This window comes from Corynebacterium sp. CQ3829_602738, assembly GCF_054478435.1.
This window is the reverse complement of record NZ_CM137003.1, coordinates 676,181-690,587: the sequence shown is the minus strand read 5'-3', so window position 1 is coordinate 690,587 and position 14,407 is coordinate 676,181. Positions and strand designations below refer to the sequence as shown.

At 64.0% G+C, this 14,407-nt stretch carries 11 protein-coding genes; 2 read left to right on the top strand and 9 right to left on the bottom strand.

Annotated elements, in window-relative coordinates:
* Window positions 1–95: 95 nt before the first annotated feature.
* From ACX1NL_RS03325 to ACX1NL_RS03310, 4 genes are read right to left on the bottom strand one after another with little or no spacing between them, the layout of a single operon-like run.
* Window positions 96–1,469, bottom strand: a complete 1,374-nt coding sequence (locus tag ACX1NL_RS03325) for an NAD-dependent succinate-semialdehyde dehydrogenase (RefSeq protein ID WP_458898598.1) — start codon at window positions 1,467–1,469, stop codon at window positions 96–98.
* Window positions 1,470–1,516: 47 nt separating this feature from the next.
* Entirely contained in the window at window positions 1,517–2,743 is a 1,227-nt protein-coding gene (locus ACX1NL_RS03320) for an oxygenase MpaB family protein (protein ID WP_458898597.1), read from the bottom strand.
* A 38-nt stretch (window positions 2,744–2,781) separates the two neighbouring features.
* The gene (locus ACX1NL_RS03315; RefSeq protein ID WP_458898596.1) at window positions 2,782–4,161 is read right to left on the bottom strand and encodes an oxygenase MpaB family protein; all 1,380 of its coding nucleotides are present in this window, start codon (window positions 4,159–4,161) and stop codon (window positions 2,782–2,784) included.
* A gap of 5 nt (window positions 4,162–4,166) precedes the next feature.
* Entirely contained in the window at window positions 4,167–5,537 is a 1,371-nt protein-coding gene (locus ACX1NL_RS03310; RefSeq protein ID WP_458898595.1) for an oxygenase MpaB family protein, read from the bottom strand.
* 245 nt (window positions 5,538–5,782) lie between these two features.
* On the opposite strand from ACX1NL_RS03310, the gene ACX1NL_RS03305 reads away from it, so the two are divergent.
* Window positions 5,783–6,922: a PDR/VanB family oxidoreductase gene (locus ACX1NL_RS03305; RefSeq protein WP_458898594.1), complete on the top strand. Its 1,140-nt coding sequence runs from the start codon at window positions 5,783–5,785 to the stop codon at window positions 6,920–6,922.
* A gap of 21 nt (window positions 6,923–6,943) precedes the next feature.
* Here the strand turns inward: ACX1NL_RS03305 and ACX1NL_RS03300 are convergent, their stop codons facing one another.
* The 4 genes from ACX1NL_RS03300 to ACX1NL_RS03285 all read right to left on the bottom strand — a co-directional run bounded on the left by ACX1NL_RS03300 (window position 6,944) and on the right by ACX1NL_RS03285 (window position 11,432).
* Complete coding sequence (locus ACX1NL_RS03300; protein WP_458898593.1) at window positions 6,944–7,867, bottom strand: DMT family transporter; 924 nt, start codon at window positions 7,865–7,867, stop codon at window positions 6,944–6,946.
* Window positions 7,868–7,942: 75 nt separating this feature from the next.
* Window positions 7,943–9,328 (bottom strand): acetyl-CoA carboxylase biotin carboxylase subunit, encoded by a 1,386-nt coding sequence (gene accC, locus ACX1NL_RS03295; RefSeq protein ID WP_458898592.1) that lies wholly within the window; start codon window positions 9,326–9,328, stop codon window positions 7,943–7,945.
* Between the two features lie 7 nt (window positions 9,329–9,335).
* Window positions 9,336–9,872: an acetyl-CoA carboxylase biotin carboxyl carrier protein gene (gene accB, locus ACX1NL_RS03290; RefSeq protein ID WP_458898591.1), complete on the bottom strand. Its 537-nt coding sequence runs from the start codon at window positions 9,870–9,872 to the stop codon at window positions 9,336–9,338.
* A gap of 3 nt (window positions 9,873–9,875) precedes the next feature.
* Window positions 9,876–11,432 carry a pyruvate carboxylase subunit B gene (locus ACX1NL_RS03285; protein ID WP_269951463.1) on the bottom strand — a complete coding sequence of 519 codons (1,557 nt, stop codon included), beginning with the start codon at window positions 11,430–11,432 and terminating at the stop codon, window positions 9,876–9,878.
* A 390-nt stretch (window positions 11,433–11,822) separates the two neighbouring features.
* Between ACX1NL_RS03285 and ACX1NL_RS03280 the strand changes: the two genes are divergently transcribed.
* Window positions 11,823–13,127, top strand: a complete 1,305-nt coding sequence (locus ACX1NL_RS03280) for an MFS transporter (RefSeq protein ID WP_458898888.1) — start codon at window positions 11,823–11,825, stop codon at window positions 13,125–13,127.
* Window positions 13,128–13,291: 164 nt separating this feature from the next.
* Here the strand turns inward: ACX1NL_RS03280 and prfB are convergent, their stop codons facing one another.
* On the bottom strand, window positions 13,292–14,392 hold the full coding sequence (prfB, locus tag ACX1NL_RS03275; RefSeq protein ID WP_458898590.1) for a peptide chain release factor 2: 1,101 nt from the start codon (window positions 14,390–14,392) through the stop codon (window positions 13,292–13,294).
* Between the last annotated feature and the right edge of the window lie 15 nt (window positions 14,393–14,407).

The window sequence follows — 14,407 nt, the reverse complement described above, 5'->3', positions numbered from 1 at the left end:
CAAGAGGCTGCCGCAATCTGTCAGGAACCCACGCTGAAAATGGAAATCCCACCTGCAAAACAGGTGGGATTTCCCGGCGCCGATAAGGCAGTGCCTTAGTCGTTGACGTAGAGGTACTGCTTGTTCACAAACTCGTCGAGCGCGAACACGGACAGCTCGCGGCCGAAGCCGGAGCGCTTCACGCCGCCGAACGGCAGGACTGCAGAGAAGTACTGGCCAAGGTTGACGTGGATCATGCCGGTCTCGATCTGGTCCGCAACCTTGATGGCACGCTCGGTGTCGTCGGAGAAGACCGCGCCGCCGAGACCCTGGTAGGAGTTGTTTGCCAGCTCCACGGCCTCTTCCTCGGAAGCTACCTTGTAGATCTCCGCGACCGGGCCGAAGAACTCCTCGTAGTAGACGTCGGAGCCGACCGGCAGATCGGTCAGCACCGCCGGGGAGTAGTAGGCGGAGTTCTCGTCCATCTCGCCGCCGGTGCGCAGGTTCGCACCCTGGGCGACGGCACGCTTGACCTGGTCGTCCAAGATCTCGGCTGCCCGGCGCGAGGACATCGGGAAGTACTCGTTCTCGCCCGGGTTGGACGGGTCGCCCTTCTTGTAGCCCTCGGCGATTGCCACCATCTCGTCCACGAACTGGTCGTAGATGTCCTCCATGACGATGATGCGCTTGTTGGAGGTGCAGGCCTGGCCGGCGTTGTGCACGCGCTTGTCCCACGCCTCTTGGGCGGCGGCCTTCACGTCAGCGGCGTCGAGGATGACGTACGGGTCGGTGCCGCCGAGCTCGAGCACGACCTTCTTCAGGTTCTTGCCCGCGGTCTCGGCGACCTTGGCGCCGGCGCGCTCGGAGCCGGTGAGCGAGACGCCCTGGACGCGCGGGTCCGCGATGATGGTCTCGATCTGCTCGTGGGTGGCGTAGACGTTGATGTACACACCGTCCGGCAGGCCGGCGTCCTTCAGCACCTGCTCGAAGGCGGCCGCGGACTTCGGGGTGATCTCGGCGTGCTTGAGGATGATGCAGTTGCCGTTCATCAGGTTCGGACCGGCGAAACGCGCGATCTGGTAGATCGGGTAGTTCCACGGCATGATGCCGAGCAGCGTGCCCAGCGGCAGGCGGCGCACGACAGCCTTGCCGCCCGGGACGTCGACCTTTTTGTCGGCGGAGTGCTCGGCGGCGTTATCTGCGTAGAACTGCAGGATGTCGCCGGAGAAGTTCATCTCCCACTCGCCCTCCGGAATGGGCTTGCCCATCTCTTCGGCGGCGATCTGCGCCAGCTCGTTTGCGCGCTCCTTGAGCAACTGCGCTGCCTTGCCGACGATCTCCGCCCGCTCCTCGTAGGAGGTGTTGCGCCAGGTCTTGAACGCTTCCTCGGAGCGGCTGAGGATGTCCTGAATCTCCTGGTTGGTGGCAAATTCGAAGGTCTCCACAACCTCGTTGGTCACGGGGTTCTGCACGCGGTACTGGTTGGACATGGTGTTCCTTTCGGGATGTTAGTTGTTTCGGTTTGTGAACTCTATCACTATGCGCCAGGCCTGTAAGCGCCGTCGCTCATCTTTATGCCTTGGTCCTGGCCCATGTAGGAGGTTTCCTGCGTCAGTGCGTCGAGAAGCGTCTTGTGGTTGTCCTCCACAACCTGCGCCAGCACCTCCGGGTTGGCGCGCAGCAAGTCAAAGCGCTGCTGCACGAGGGGGAGATCCAGCTCGGTGAACGGTCGCGACACGGCGTGCGGCACGTCGTAGATGTCGGCCACCTCGTCGCCGTGCATGAGGCGGGTGGCGGTATACATCCAATCGTCGATGGACTCGTCCGGGAACGGCAGGAGCTCCTTGACGTTGGTGCGGAAGCCGTTGAACAGCGCCTCCACCAGCGCGCGAGATGCGTCGTTGGGCTCGCCGTCGACGAAGTGGATCGCGTCGATCGTCTCCTGGGAAGCGTCGATGTCCGTCTCCGGCTCGAGGAGGTCGCCCGGGATGCCCAGCATCAGGCCCACGACCCGCCACAGGTAGAACAGGTCCTGCTCCTCCTCCAGGGAAAGGCGGTAGCCGAGGTTCCGGAGGTAGGTGAACGCAATGTAGGTGAAGTCGAACCAGGTGCGGAACATGTCCAGCTCGGAAATCGGCGCGCCCCACTCGGAGTAGTCCAGGCCGAGCTGCGTCTGCACGCGGCGCACGTGCGCGTGCATCGCGCGAACCATGCCGGTGTGGATGTAGCTGACGTTGCCCGGCTTGAGCCCGTCCTTCAGGTACACCGAGTAGATCCAGTTGGTGGTGTACGCCAGGCGGTGCACGGCTCCCTCGGTGAGCTCGCCAGTGTTGACCAGGATGTCGGCGATAGACGGTGCCGAGTAGGTGTGGATCAGCGCGCCCGGGCCGAGCGAGAGGTTCTGCGCCAGCACCGGGATCGCCAGCGCAGCCTTCTGGCCGCGCTCAAGCCGCTCCCAGTCCACGCCGTCGAGGGCGGCGTTCATGTCGTCGATAAGCGCCTTGACCTCGGGCAGCGTATCGGCATCCGCCTCGCCGCGCGCAAGTGCCGCGCGCAGGTTCGGCATGATGTCCTTGGACTTGTTGCCGCTGGTGTACAGCGCGTCGGCGATGGGGTCCATCGCCCAAAACGCCTGCTCGAACCGCTTTGCGCGTTCCTCGCCGAACTTTTCGACGAAAGCTTCGCGGCTCCCACGCGCCACCGGCCAATCCGTGCGGCTGTAGTGGTCCTGCGCGAGCGGGTTGTCAACGAATGTCTGAGTCATAATCGTGCTCCTTGGGTGTTGGGGCCGGCTCGCGCGGGCTAGCGCAGGCCTTCTTTGGATGTGTCGTGCAGCTTGTACTCGGCCTTGACGTGCGGGGCCTTCTCGGCGACGTAGTCCTCGATCTGCTTGAACACGTCGGACCACGGCGGCTTGCCGTCCGCGGCCTTCTTCGCCTTCGCGGCCTGGGCGCCGGGCAGCTTGTCGCGCACGCGGTAGATCACGGCCTCGGCCTTCGCCTTGAGCAGGAAGGCGATTTTCCAGTGCAGGTACGGGGTGCCCTCGAACCGGGAGCCCTTGACCATGAACTTGGTGTCCTCGTCGCCGATGATCAAGGACAGTGCGCCGAGCACCTGCGCCGGCATCTTCGGGTCCAGGTCCTCCAAGATGCCCATTAGGGCGGTTGCCACACGCACGTGGTAGTCCGAGGAGTAGCCGCCGTTGGCGTAGATGAAGTCCGTCATCTTGCGCATCTCGTCGCCGGTCTTGGGGATCAGTCGCTCTTCGGCGCCCATGAGGTAGAGCACCCACGCCCAGTACATGGCCACGTCGTCCCACTCTTCGCCGGTGTGCGGGCGGCCGAAGAACTCGTCCACGCCGATCGGCATGAGCGCGAACCAGCCCTCGCCGGAGACGAGGAAGGACGAGCCGATGGGGCGGCCGAATTCGTTGTAGTGGTCCGGGCCCCACAGCTTTTCCAGGCCGCGGTTGGCCTGGGCGTGCAAAAGGCGCACGCGTACGGCAGCTTTCAGGCCGTCGCTGAAGCGGTCAAATACGCCCTTCTTGCCCAGGTCGACGAAGAACTTCACCGTCTCGATGATGCGGGTGAAGGACTTGATCTCGAACATGGCGGTCTCGCCGGTGGCCGCGGAGGTGCGGTCCTCCATCGTGGTGGCCCAGTAGGCGAAACCGATGGAAAGCAGCTCCGCGGACGGCGTGACGTTGTAGTAGGCGATGCGGCCGCGCTCGGCGGCCTCGAGGTCGATCCAGTCCGGGATGTTGTCCACCTCGGCGAAGAACTCCACTAGCTCCGGCGACGGGTCGGCGACCTTGTCGATGCCCTGGTTCAGCGCCGTTTCAAAATCGGCGCGGGACTTCTCCGCCCCGTCGCGCTTGAACGCCTCGGCGAGCTTGGCTCCGGTTTCGTCGGTCTGCCACATGTGATCGTCCAGAAGCTTTGTCTGGAAGCTGGTGTAGCCCTCCCACTCGTCGGCGACGGTGTGCCAGCGGTCGAACAAGTTGTGGCGCAGCGTCGCCCAGCCCGGCCGGCGCGTGCGGCGCTTCGGCGCCGGGCGAAGCGGCATGCCGTCCCGGTAGAAGTAGCGAAAATCCTCGAAGGGATTGTCCGACATCGGGAGGATTTCCGGGTGCACCGGATGTTGGTGCTTGACGTCCTGTTGCGCCTGAGTACTCGTAGTCATTCTTGTTATCGCTGCGCTTCCTTGGAGTCGTCGTGAAGAGTCCAGGCGACTTTGACGTCTGGTTCGTTAGTGCGGATGTACTCCTGAACCTCTTCAAGTGCGTTCGTCCACGGCGGTCGACCCTCCGTGGCCTTTTGGATCTTGTATTGCTCTGCGTCTTCTCGTTCGTCGATCTTCCGAGCTTCTTCCGCTTCCGCTCGCGCCTTGGCCTCGAACTCAGCAGTCGCCTCGGTGAAATCAACGTCGGCCCAACGGGTGCCCTCGACCATGAACTTCGTGTCCTCAACCCCAACGATGGTCGCGAGAGAGCCGAGCATCTCCAATGGGAGGTCAGGATCCATTTGCTCCACAATGGACATCAGCGCGCTTGCCACGCGCTGGTGGTAATCAGAGGATCGGCCACCATTTGCGTAGATGAAGTCCGTCATCTTGCGCATTTCGTCACCATCGCGCGGGATCAGTCGTTCCTCTGCTCCCATAATGTGCAGGACGTACGCCCAGTACATCGCAACGTCATCCCAATCGCGACCCGAATGCGGGCGCCCAAAGAACTCATCGATGGCGAGGGGCATCAAAGCAAACCAGCCTTCGCCCGACACCAGGAAGCTGGACCCGATGGGGCGACCAAACTCGTTATAGTGGTCCGGGCCCCACAGCTTTTCTAAGCCCCGGTTGGCCTGAGCATGCAGGAGGCGAACATGGATTGCAGACTTTCGGCCATCGCCGAAACGATCAAAGACATCTTGCTTGCCGAGGTCAACGAAGAACTTTGAGGTCTCCAACGCGCGCTGCATCGATTTGAACTCGAACATTGCTGTTTCACCGGTAGCGGCGGACGTTCGGTCTTCCATAGTGGTTGCCCAGTAGCCGAAGTTGAACGTCAGCAGGTCGGCGCATGGCGTCGCGTTGTAGTAAGCCACACGACCACGCTCAGCAGCTTCTAGATCGATCCACTCGGGAATGTTGTCTACCTGCTCGAAGAAGGCGACGAGTTCCGGTGACGGGTCCTCGACTTTTTCTATGCCCTCATTTACCGCGGTTTCGAAATCCTGCCTCGACTTTTTCGCACCGTCGCGCCTGAAGGCTTCCGCTAGCGCAGCACCGTATTCGTCGGTCTGCCACATGTGATCGTCAAGCAGCCTTGTCTGCAGTGTGTCGTAACCACTCCAATCATCGTGAACCGTGTGCCAACGGTCGAACATGTTGTGGCGGAGCGTTGACCAGCTGGGCTTATCAGTTCGGCGCTTGGGCGCCGGACGGAGAGGCATGCCATCGCGATAGAAATACCGGAAGTCCTCGTACGGATTATCCGACATTGGAAGAACTTCTGGGAGCTTTTCGGCCCCAACCGAAGAGGAGTTGATTGTCGCAGTCATCTTCGTCCCTTCTTTTCTTTCTTAGTGCCTGCGAAACCGCAGCTAGTGCTGCTTAACGGATGCCCACCATGGAGTAAGCTAAGCAATAGTGCGACCTATATGTGGTGCCTGTCACTTTCCGTATGTGAAGATGGTATTCGCTACACTTTGGACCGGCAACCACTTTCACCGGGTTGTTTGTCGGCGATTCTTTTCCAACGGAGGTCAACGTGAGGAACGGCACGGCTATTCGCAATCTGACCAGCATGTTTTCAGGAGGAAGCAAGCGCACCGACCCCAACGCAGCGGACAGGGAGGCCGCGTTAGCCAGTCGCCAGGCGGCGCAATCTGCCCCGGCAGGCAGTGAAACCAAGGTCGACGCCGAGTTCCCCACCAACGTCATCGAACTGACCGCCGTTGACGTCGAACGCACCCACGGCATCGCGCTGATCACGCTTGAGACCCGCGACGGCTCCCCCATCCCCGGCTACGAGCCAGGCTGCCACGCGGACTTTCTGCTGCGCTCCCCCGAGGGCGAGGAGCTGGTGCGCCAGTTCTCCCTGTTCCCCATGCACCGCCTCGGCTCCGAAGACGCCGGCGAGCGGGCCATCTACGGCATCGAGGTGAAGCTGGAGACGGATTCGCGCGGAGGCTCCATCGCCGCCCACAACATCGAGCCGGGCGACACGGTGCGCATCCTTCCGCCGCGCAACAACTTCGGCCTCGCGCCCGGCACGAAGCGCTCGATCCTGGTGGGCGCCGGCGTTGGCATCGCGCCGATCTTTTCGCTGGCGCGTGAGCTGCAGATCCAGCAGGCGGACTACTCGGTGCTGTACTTTGCGTCCAGCCAGGAGCGGGCGCTGATGCGCCACCTCATCGACACCTACCTCCACGGCCAGACCAAGAGCATCTTCGCTACCGGCGAGCGCGACAAGCAGTCCGGCTACATCGAGGAGGCCCTCGCTGCCTCGGACACCGCCCCGGAGGACACCCACCTGTACGTGTGCGGGCCGCAGGGCTTCATGGACGGGGTCATCGAGGTCGCCACCACACACCTGCCCAAGGCCAACATCCACTTCGAGGCCTTCCGTGCCGCGGAGGAAACACTCGCCGGCAACCACGACGCGGACGGCCCGTTCGAGGTCGTCCTCAACGGCGACACCTACAAGGTGCCGGAGGGCCAGAGCGTCCTGGATGTCTTCGAGGACGAGGACGTGCCGATTCTGTCGCAGTGTTCGGAAGGCACGTGCGGCACCTGCATCATGCGCGTCGTGGACGGCACCCCGGACCACCGCGACAGCATCTTCACCGAGGAGCAGCACGAAAACGGCGCCTTTGCCACGTGCGTCTCCCGCTCGCTGTCCCCCACCCTCACTTTGGAGCGGTGGAGGAACCTGCGCGGCTAGGCGCACATTGCCTATCGACGCCTAAAGCATCCGCACCATCACCACGCCCGCCAATACAATGGCCAGCCCGGTGAGGCGGTAGGGCGTGGGAACGCTGCGGTGCCCGCCGGTGCCAACGCCGAGCGACTCGAGCACCTGGCCGCAAATGATGTTGCCCACCAGGGCCGCAATCACGGTGGTGCCGGTGCCGAGGATCGGCGACAGCGCCGCGCCGCCGAACACGAAGAACGCGCCGAGCATGCCGCCGAGCCACATCCACCACGGCCCCGGCGCGATACCTGTGGCCAGTGCCCGGCGCGGGCCGGGCAGCAGCACGGACATGGCGGCCAGAAGCGCAAGGCCGACCACCAGGGAGATTTGGCCTGCCTGCAGCGAGCTGCCCAGCGCGCGGCCGAGGTGGCCGTTGACGGCGGTTTGGGTGGCCGAGCCCATGCCTATGACCACGCCGAAGGCGCGCAGCGCCCACAGCGTGGCGCCTTCGGCGGTGCCGTGGATGGTTCGTGTGCGCCCGATCTCCAGCACCATGGCGATGCCGCCGACCACGATCAGCGCGCCCAGAAGACGCAGCGGGCCGACGGCGACCTGCGGCGACTGGAACAGCCCGAACCGGTCGATTAACAGCCCCATGATCACCTGGCCCAGAATCGGTAGGATCACGGTCTGCACCGGGCCGAGTTTGGGGAACAGGACGATGTTGCCGGCGATGAACATCACGCCCATGAACCCGCCGAGCCATGCCCACCACGGTTGCGAGGCGGCCGTCGATAAGTCTGGCACCAGTGCCCCACTCGCACCCCAAGAAATAACGGAGGCGACCACCACCGCAATGATGAAGGACACAAACGTCGCGCCGATCGGCGAGCCGACGCTTTGCCGCAGCCGGGTGTTAATCGCGGTCTGGACGGGCACGATCGCGCCCACCAGCATGGCTAAAACCAGCAGCATGTGTTCTCCTCCCTCAAGCTGAACAGGCAGCCGGGGCGAGATGCGCCCGGCTGCCTGCCTTACACGTTGCGACGGCTACTCGTCCGTCGGGATCGTGTCCATGTTCTCCAGCATCTTGGCCACGTAGCCGGTGTTGAACTCGCCGGAGCGGAACTTGTCGCTGCTGATCAGCTGGGCCTGGAACGGCGCGGTGGTGACCACGCCGTCGACCTTCAGCTCGCCGAGGGCGCGCAGGGTGCGCTCGATGGCCTCGTCGCGGGTGTCCGCCCAGCAGATGAGCTTGCCCACCATGGAGTCGTAGAACGGCGGGATGGTGTAGCCGGTCTCGATGTGGGTGTCCATGCGCACGCCGAACCCGCCTGGGGTGCGGTAGTGCTCGATCTTGCCGGGGCGCGGGGCGAAGTTCTCGTTCGGGTCCTCGGCGTTGATACGGCACTCGATGGCGTGGCCACGGATCTGGATGTCGTCCTGGGTCAGGCGCAGCTTCTGCCCGGAGGCGATGCGAAGCTGCTCCTGGATCAGGTCCACACCGGTGATCATCTCGGTCACCGGGTGCTCCACCTGGATACGGGTGTTCATCTCGATGAAATAGTATTTGCGCTCGATGTTGTCGAAAACGAACTCGACGGTGCCGGCGTTTTTGTAGCCCACCTCTTTACAGAGGTTGATGGCTGCTTCCTGGAGACCGGCGCGGAGCTCGTCGTCAATCGCAGGCGAGGGCGCTTCCTCGATGAGCTTCTGGTTGCGGCGCTGCGAGGTGCAGTCGCGCTCGCCGAGGGCGATAGCGTTCTCGCCGTCCGCGAGCACCTGGATCTCAATGTGGCGGATGTCGGTGAGGAAGCGCTCGATGTAGACGGACGAGTCGTTGAACGCGGACTGCGCCTCGTTCATGATCTCGTTGAGGTCTTTTTCCAGCGTGTCCTCGGACTCCACGACTCGCATGCCTCGGCCACCGCCGCCAGCGGCGGCCTTAATCAGAAGTGGGAAGCCAGTTTGCTTTGCGACGTCTAAAGCTTCCCCGAACTCAGTCACCACACCATCGGAGCCGGGCACCGTGGGCACGCCGGCGGCCTGCGCGATCTTCTTCGCCTCGATCTTGTCGCCCATGCGGCGGATGTGCTCCGACGACGGGCCGACGAAGCCGATGTTTTCGTCCTCGACCATCTTGACAAAGTCGGCCTTCTCGGAGAGGAAGCCGTAGCCGGGGTGGATGGCGTCGGCCTTGAACGCCATTGCGGCGGAGACGATCAGCTCGGGGCTGTTGTAGCTCTTCGCGGCGTTGGCCGGGCCGATGCACACGGCCTGGTCCGCTTCCTTGACTGGCAGGGAGTCGCGGTCGCCCTCCGAGTACGCGAGGATGCTCTTGATGCCGAGCTCCTTGCAGGCGCGGATGACGCGCAGCGCGATCTCGCCGCGGTTGGCAATGAGGACGCTGTCCAGCAGCTTTTCAGATTCAGCCATGGGGTACCTACTTCGGCTCGATGACCATCAGCGGCTGGCCGTGCTCGACGGCGTCCTCGTTGTCCACGAGGATCTCGGTGACGGTGCCGGCGGTCTTCGCTTCGATGTTGTTCATCAGCTTCATCACTTCGACGATGCACAGCACCTGGCCGACCTCGACGGTGTCGCCGACCTTCACAAACGGGTCCGCGCCCGGCTTCGGTGCGGCGTAGAAGGTGCCCACCATCGGGGACTTGACCTCGATGCCGGTACCGGAGCTTGCCGGAGCAGCAGCTTCCGGCTTCGGGGCCTCTTCCTTCGGAGCCTCCGCAGGCGCCGGGGCCTCGGCCGGAGCAGGAGCCGGTTCCGGTGCCGGTGCTTCAGCCTTCGGCGCTTCCGGTGCGGCCGGTGCCGGGGCTGCCTTGAGGTGGCTCAGACCGCCCGGGGTCTTGGACAGAGCGAGCTCGATGTCGCCGTACTTGATGCTCAGCTCTTCGATGTCGCCGGACTGGTTAACCCACTCAAGCAGGGACTTCAGCTCGTTGAAGTTGGTGGTGTCAGACATGGTTTACTGCTCTCCTTTTTTGGTCAGGTTGATTTCGAGGTCGTCGGTCTTGAGGTGGAATTCGCCGGAAGTGGTGGTCTCGTAGATCTTCTGCACGAGCTTGGTCAGCTCGCCGCCCGGCACGCCTTCGCCCTGGCCTGCGCGGCCCTCTGCGACGAAGCGGCGCATCTCGTCCACGTTGTTGCCCGGGATGTTGGCGCGTAGCAGCAGCGTGTCGATGTCGTCGTCCGGGTACTGCTCCTTCAGGCCCGGCAGGCGCGGCTCGAGCTCCGGGCGGCCCTCCTTGATTTCGGAGGAGCCGTTGGCCTTGATCTTCTCCAGCGCGTCCGGGTCGATCGGCGCGAGCGGCTCGCCGTAGTGGCCGAGCGCGTACTTCTTAATCTCGTTCGGCACCACGGAGTAGCGCTCGCCGGAGATCACGTTCATCACGGCCTGGGTGCCCACGAACTGGGCGAACGGGGTGATCATGATCGGGTACGCCAGCTCCTCGCGCACGCGGGCCGTTTCGTAGAGCAGGTCCTCGAAGCGGTCCGACAGGCCGGCGGTGGCCAGCTGGGATTCGAAGTTGGTGAGCATGCCACCCGGCAGCTGGTGCATGTAGTGCACGCCGTCGAAGGCGCGGGGCTTGCCCACCGGCTTGTCCTCGCGGTCCGCGATCTCCTGGAGCTTCTTGCTTGCGTTGTCCACGCGCTCGTCGTCGATGTTGACGGTGTAGCCCAGCGCGCGCAGGTCGCGGGCGAGCGCCTGGGTGGCGGGCTGGCCCTGGCCGTTAGCCAGCGGGGCGATCGAGGTGTGGATGGAGTCCACGCCGAGTTCGGCCGCGTAGATGTAGGTCAGCGGGGACAGGCCGGTCAGCGAGTGGGTGTGGACCTCCAGCGGCAGGTCGTTGCCGATGGCGCTGCGGATCGCCGGGATCAGCGTCTTCATGCGGTCCGGGGTAAGCAGGCCGCCGGCGTCTTTCAGCATGATGCGGTCGACGTCGGTGCGCTCCACCAGCTCCTGGGCCTTGTCGATGTAGAGCTCGTCGGTGTGCACCGGGCTCAAGCAGTAGGACAGGCAGCCGTAGGTCTCGGCGCCGAGCTCCTTGGCCAGGATGAGGGTGTCGGCGATGTTGTCGATGTCGTTGAGGCCGTCGAAGGCGCCGATGACGCGGAAGCCGTTGGCGTAGAGGCGCTCAACCCACGCGTGGATGACGTCGTCAGGCAGGAAGTCGAAGGACGCGAGGTTGCGGGAGCGGACCATGGAGCGGAACTTGGTGTTCGGCGCGGCCTCGTGCACCTTGCGCACGCGCTCCCAGGGGTCCTCCCTGAGGTAGCGCACCGGCACGTCGAACTGGATCGGGGCGACCAGGTCGACGTGCTCGAAGCCGGCGTTGGTGACGTCGTCGAGCAAGTCCATGATGTGCTCGGTGCGCATGCGGGTCGCCCAAATGGACTGGTGCGCGTCGCGCAGCGTGGTGTCGATGATCTTGATTTCTCGCTCGCTGTCCGCCGGTCGACCACCCGCGGCGAAGATTTCAGCGAGGCTCTCTGTGCTCAGCTCTTCTGGGCTAAGTGCCATTGTTCCTCCTTAGAAACGCCAGACCGTGGCTATTGCCGAGTGGCTCGCCACCGTTGCGCTCAATGTACGCCCGGAAAAGTGTGGCGCGCGACTCATTTCGTTCCAAAGTTGTGAAACCGCACCTTGTGGGCGGATATGCGTGGCAAACCACTCCCCCCGTTCTGGGGTGCGCATGGAGCACGCGCGTTCACATAGCGAACACCCGGCGGGGAACGCCATCGCGAAAGAGTGCACGTGAGCTGCAACTTCTCCCCTCAGCCCCGGACCGGCCCCACCCCAACAAACGTGTTTCGGATCATTCCGTGCCCGCAAACGTGATCTGGGCAATACATTTTCGGTCAAACAACAGTCTCCGAAGGAGGACCCGTGAGTACCAAACAACGCTTCTCAATGGGCACGACCCATATCGAGGCAGAACGCCCAGCCGACAAGAAGTCCCTCGGCGCCAGCCTCATCGGCCAGCTGCTCGAATGGTTCGAGTGGAGCTCATACGCCGTGTTTGCCCCGTTCATCGCGGCTGCCTTCTTCGACAAATCCGACCCCACCTCAGCGCTGCTGGCCACCTTCGGCGTCTTTGCCGTCGGCTTCCTTGTCCGCCCGCTCGGCGGCATCGTCTTCGGCCGCATCGCTGACCGCGTCGGCCGCAAGAACGTGCTCATGATCACGATCATCATCATGGCGCTGTCCGCCGTGGTCATCGGTGTCATGCCCACCTACGAACAGATCGGCATCTGGGCCTCCGTAGGCCTCCTGCTCGTGCGCGTGATCCAGGGCTTCGCCCACGGCGGCGAATCCGCCACGGCCAACAGCTACATCCCGGAGATCGCCCCGCGCGACCGCCGCGGCAAGTGGGGCTCGATGGTCTACATGTCCATCTTCGGCGGCTCAGTGATCGCCTACACCCTCGGCGGCATCATCTCGCTTGTGCTTAGCGACGAACAGATCGGCGCATGGGGCTGGCGCATCCCCTTCTGGCTGGGCGCCGCTGCCGCGTTCGTGGCCCTGTACCTGCGCCGCCACATGCAGGAGTCCGAGCACTTCAACGAGATCCAAGAAGGCGGCGCCGAGTCCTACGACGACCTGTCGGCCACCCGCCCACAGACCCCGGTGCGCTCCAACTGGGTGAACATCCTGCTGGTCATCGGCATGGTTTCCGGCGTCACTGCCGCGCACTACACCTGGACGTCCTACGTCTCCACCTACGCCATCACGCACGCCGGCATGTCCACTCAGGGCGCGTACTGGGTCTCCGTGTTCGCGCAGACCTGTGGCCTGATCGCCCTGCCGCTGTGGGGCGCGCTGTCCGACCGCATCGGCCGTAAACCGGTGATGTACACCTTCGCCATTGCAGTGGGCCTGCTGCAGATCCCGCTGATGGGGATGATCGATTCCCGCCCGTGGACCATGCTCATCGCCGCCACCATCGCTGTGGTGGCCGTCGCCGCCGGCGGCGCGCTGCTGGCCCCGGTGATGGCGGAGGTCTTCCCCACCTCCCAGCGCACCAGCAGCATCGGCTTCGCCTACTCGCTGTCCGTGGCCGTCTTCGGCGGCACCGCGCCGTACATCTTCCAGTGGTTCACGTCCCAGGGCCTAACGCACGTCTCCGGCATCTACGTGGTGGTGCTGTGCGTGCTCACCCTGATCAGCATGAAGATCCTCCCGGAGACGAAGGGCATCGACCTCCGCGACGCCTAACGGCTTGCTGCCGACTCACGTCCGCAGCCCCCGCTCCCGGCTTCACCCCGGCAGCGGGGGCTTCTCAGTGACGGATGTGCCATTCGCTCTGTCACATTTGTCACTCTGCCCAGGTCGCGAGAAAAAGCGATGTCACATCCGTCACCGCCGGCGCTCCCCTTCTCTTACGCCTCCTGCTGCTGCGACATGCGCCAGCGGATGCCGGCCTCCAAGAACCCGTCGATGTCGCCGTCGAGGACCTTTTGCGGGTCGCCGACCTCGTAGTCGGTGCGCAGGTCCTTGACCATCTGGTACGGGTGCAGCACGTACGAGCGCATCTGGTTGCCCCAGCTCGCGTTGCCGCCGGCGCCGAGCGCGTCCATCTCGGCCTTTTCCTCCTGGCGCTTCTTCTCCAGCAGCTTCGACTGCAAGACGTTGAGCGCCGAGGCCTTGTTCTGGATCTGCGACTTCTCGTTCTGGCAGGTCACCACAATGCCGGTAGGGATGTGGGTGATGCGCACTGCGGAGTCGGTGGTGTTCACGCTCTGCCCGCCGGGGCCGGAGGAGCGGTAGACATCGACGCGGATGTCGGAGTCCGGGATGTCAATGTGGTCGGTCTGCTCCACCACCGGCAGCACCTCCACCTCGGCGAACGAGGTCTGACGGCGCGCCTGGTTGTCAAACGGCGAGATGCGCACGAGCCGGTGCGCGCCCTGCTCCACCGACAGCTGGCCGTAGAGGTACTCGCCGTGCACAACGAAGGTGGCGGACTTAATGCCGGCCTCCTCCGCATAGGAGATGTCGTACACGTCCACCTTGTGGCCTGCCTTTTCGGCCCAGCGCACATACATGCGCATGAGCATCTCGGCCCAGTCGGCCGCGTCCACGCCGCCGGCGCCGGAGCGGATGTTCACCACGGCTTCGCGGGCGTCGTACTCGCCGGAGAGCATGGTCTGTACCTCCAGCGAGTCGATCTGCGCGGCGACGTCTTCCAGCTCCTCGTCGGCCATGGAGGCGTCGCCTTCTTCTTCGGCGAGTTCGTACATCACCGGGAGGTCGTCGATACGCGAGCGAAGCGAGGCGACCTTCTTTAAGCGCGCCTGCACATTGGATAGCTCGGTGGTGACCTTTTGCGCGTGCGCTGGATCGTCCCAAAGCGACGGGTCGCCGGCTTGCGCCTCCAGCTCGCGGGCGCGCTCGCGCAGGACGTCCAAGTCCATCACCTTCTCAATGGTGGAAAGTGTGGAGCTTAAGTCCTTGATCCGCGTCTGAATTTCCGGCTGCATAGGGGCAAAGTCTAG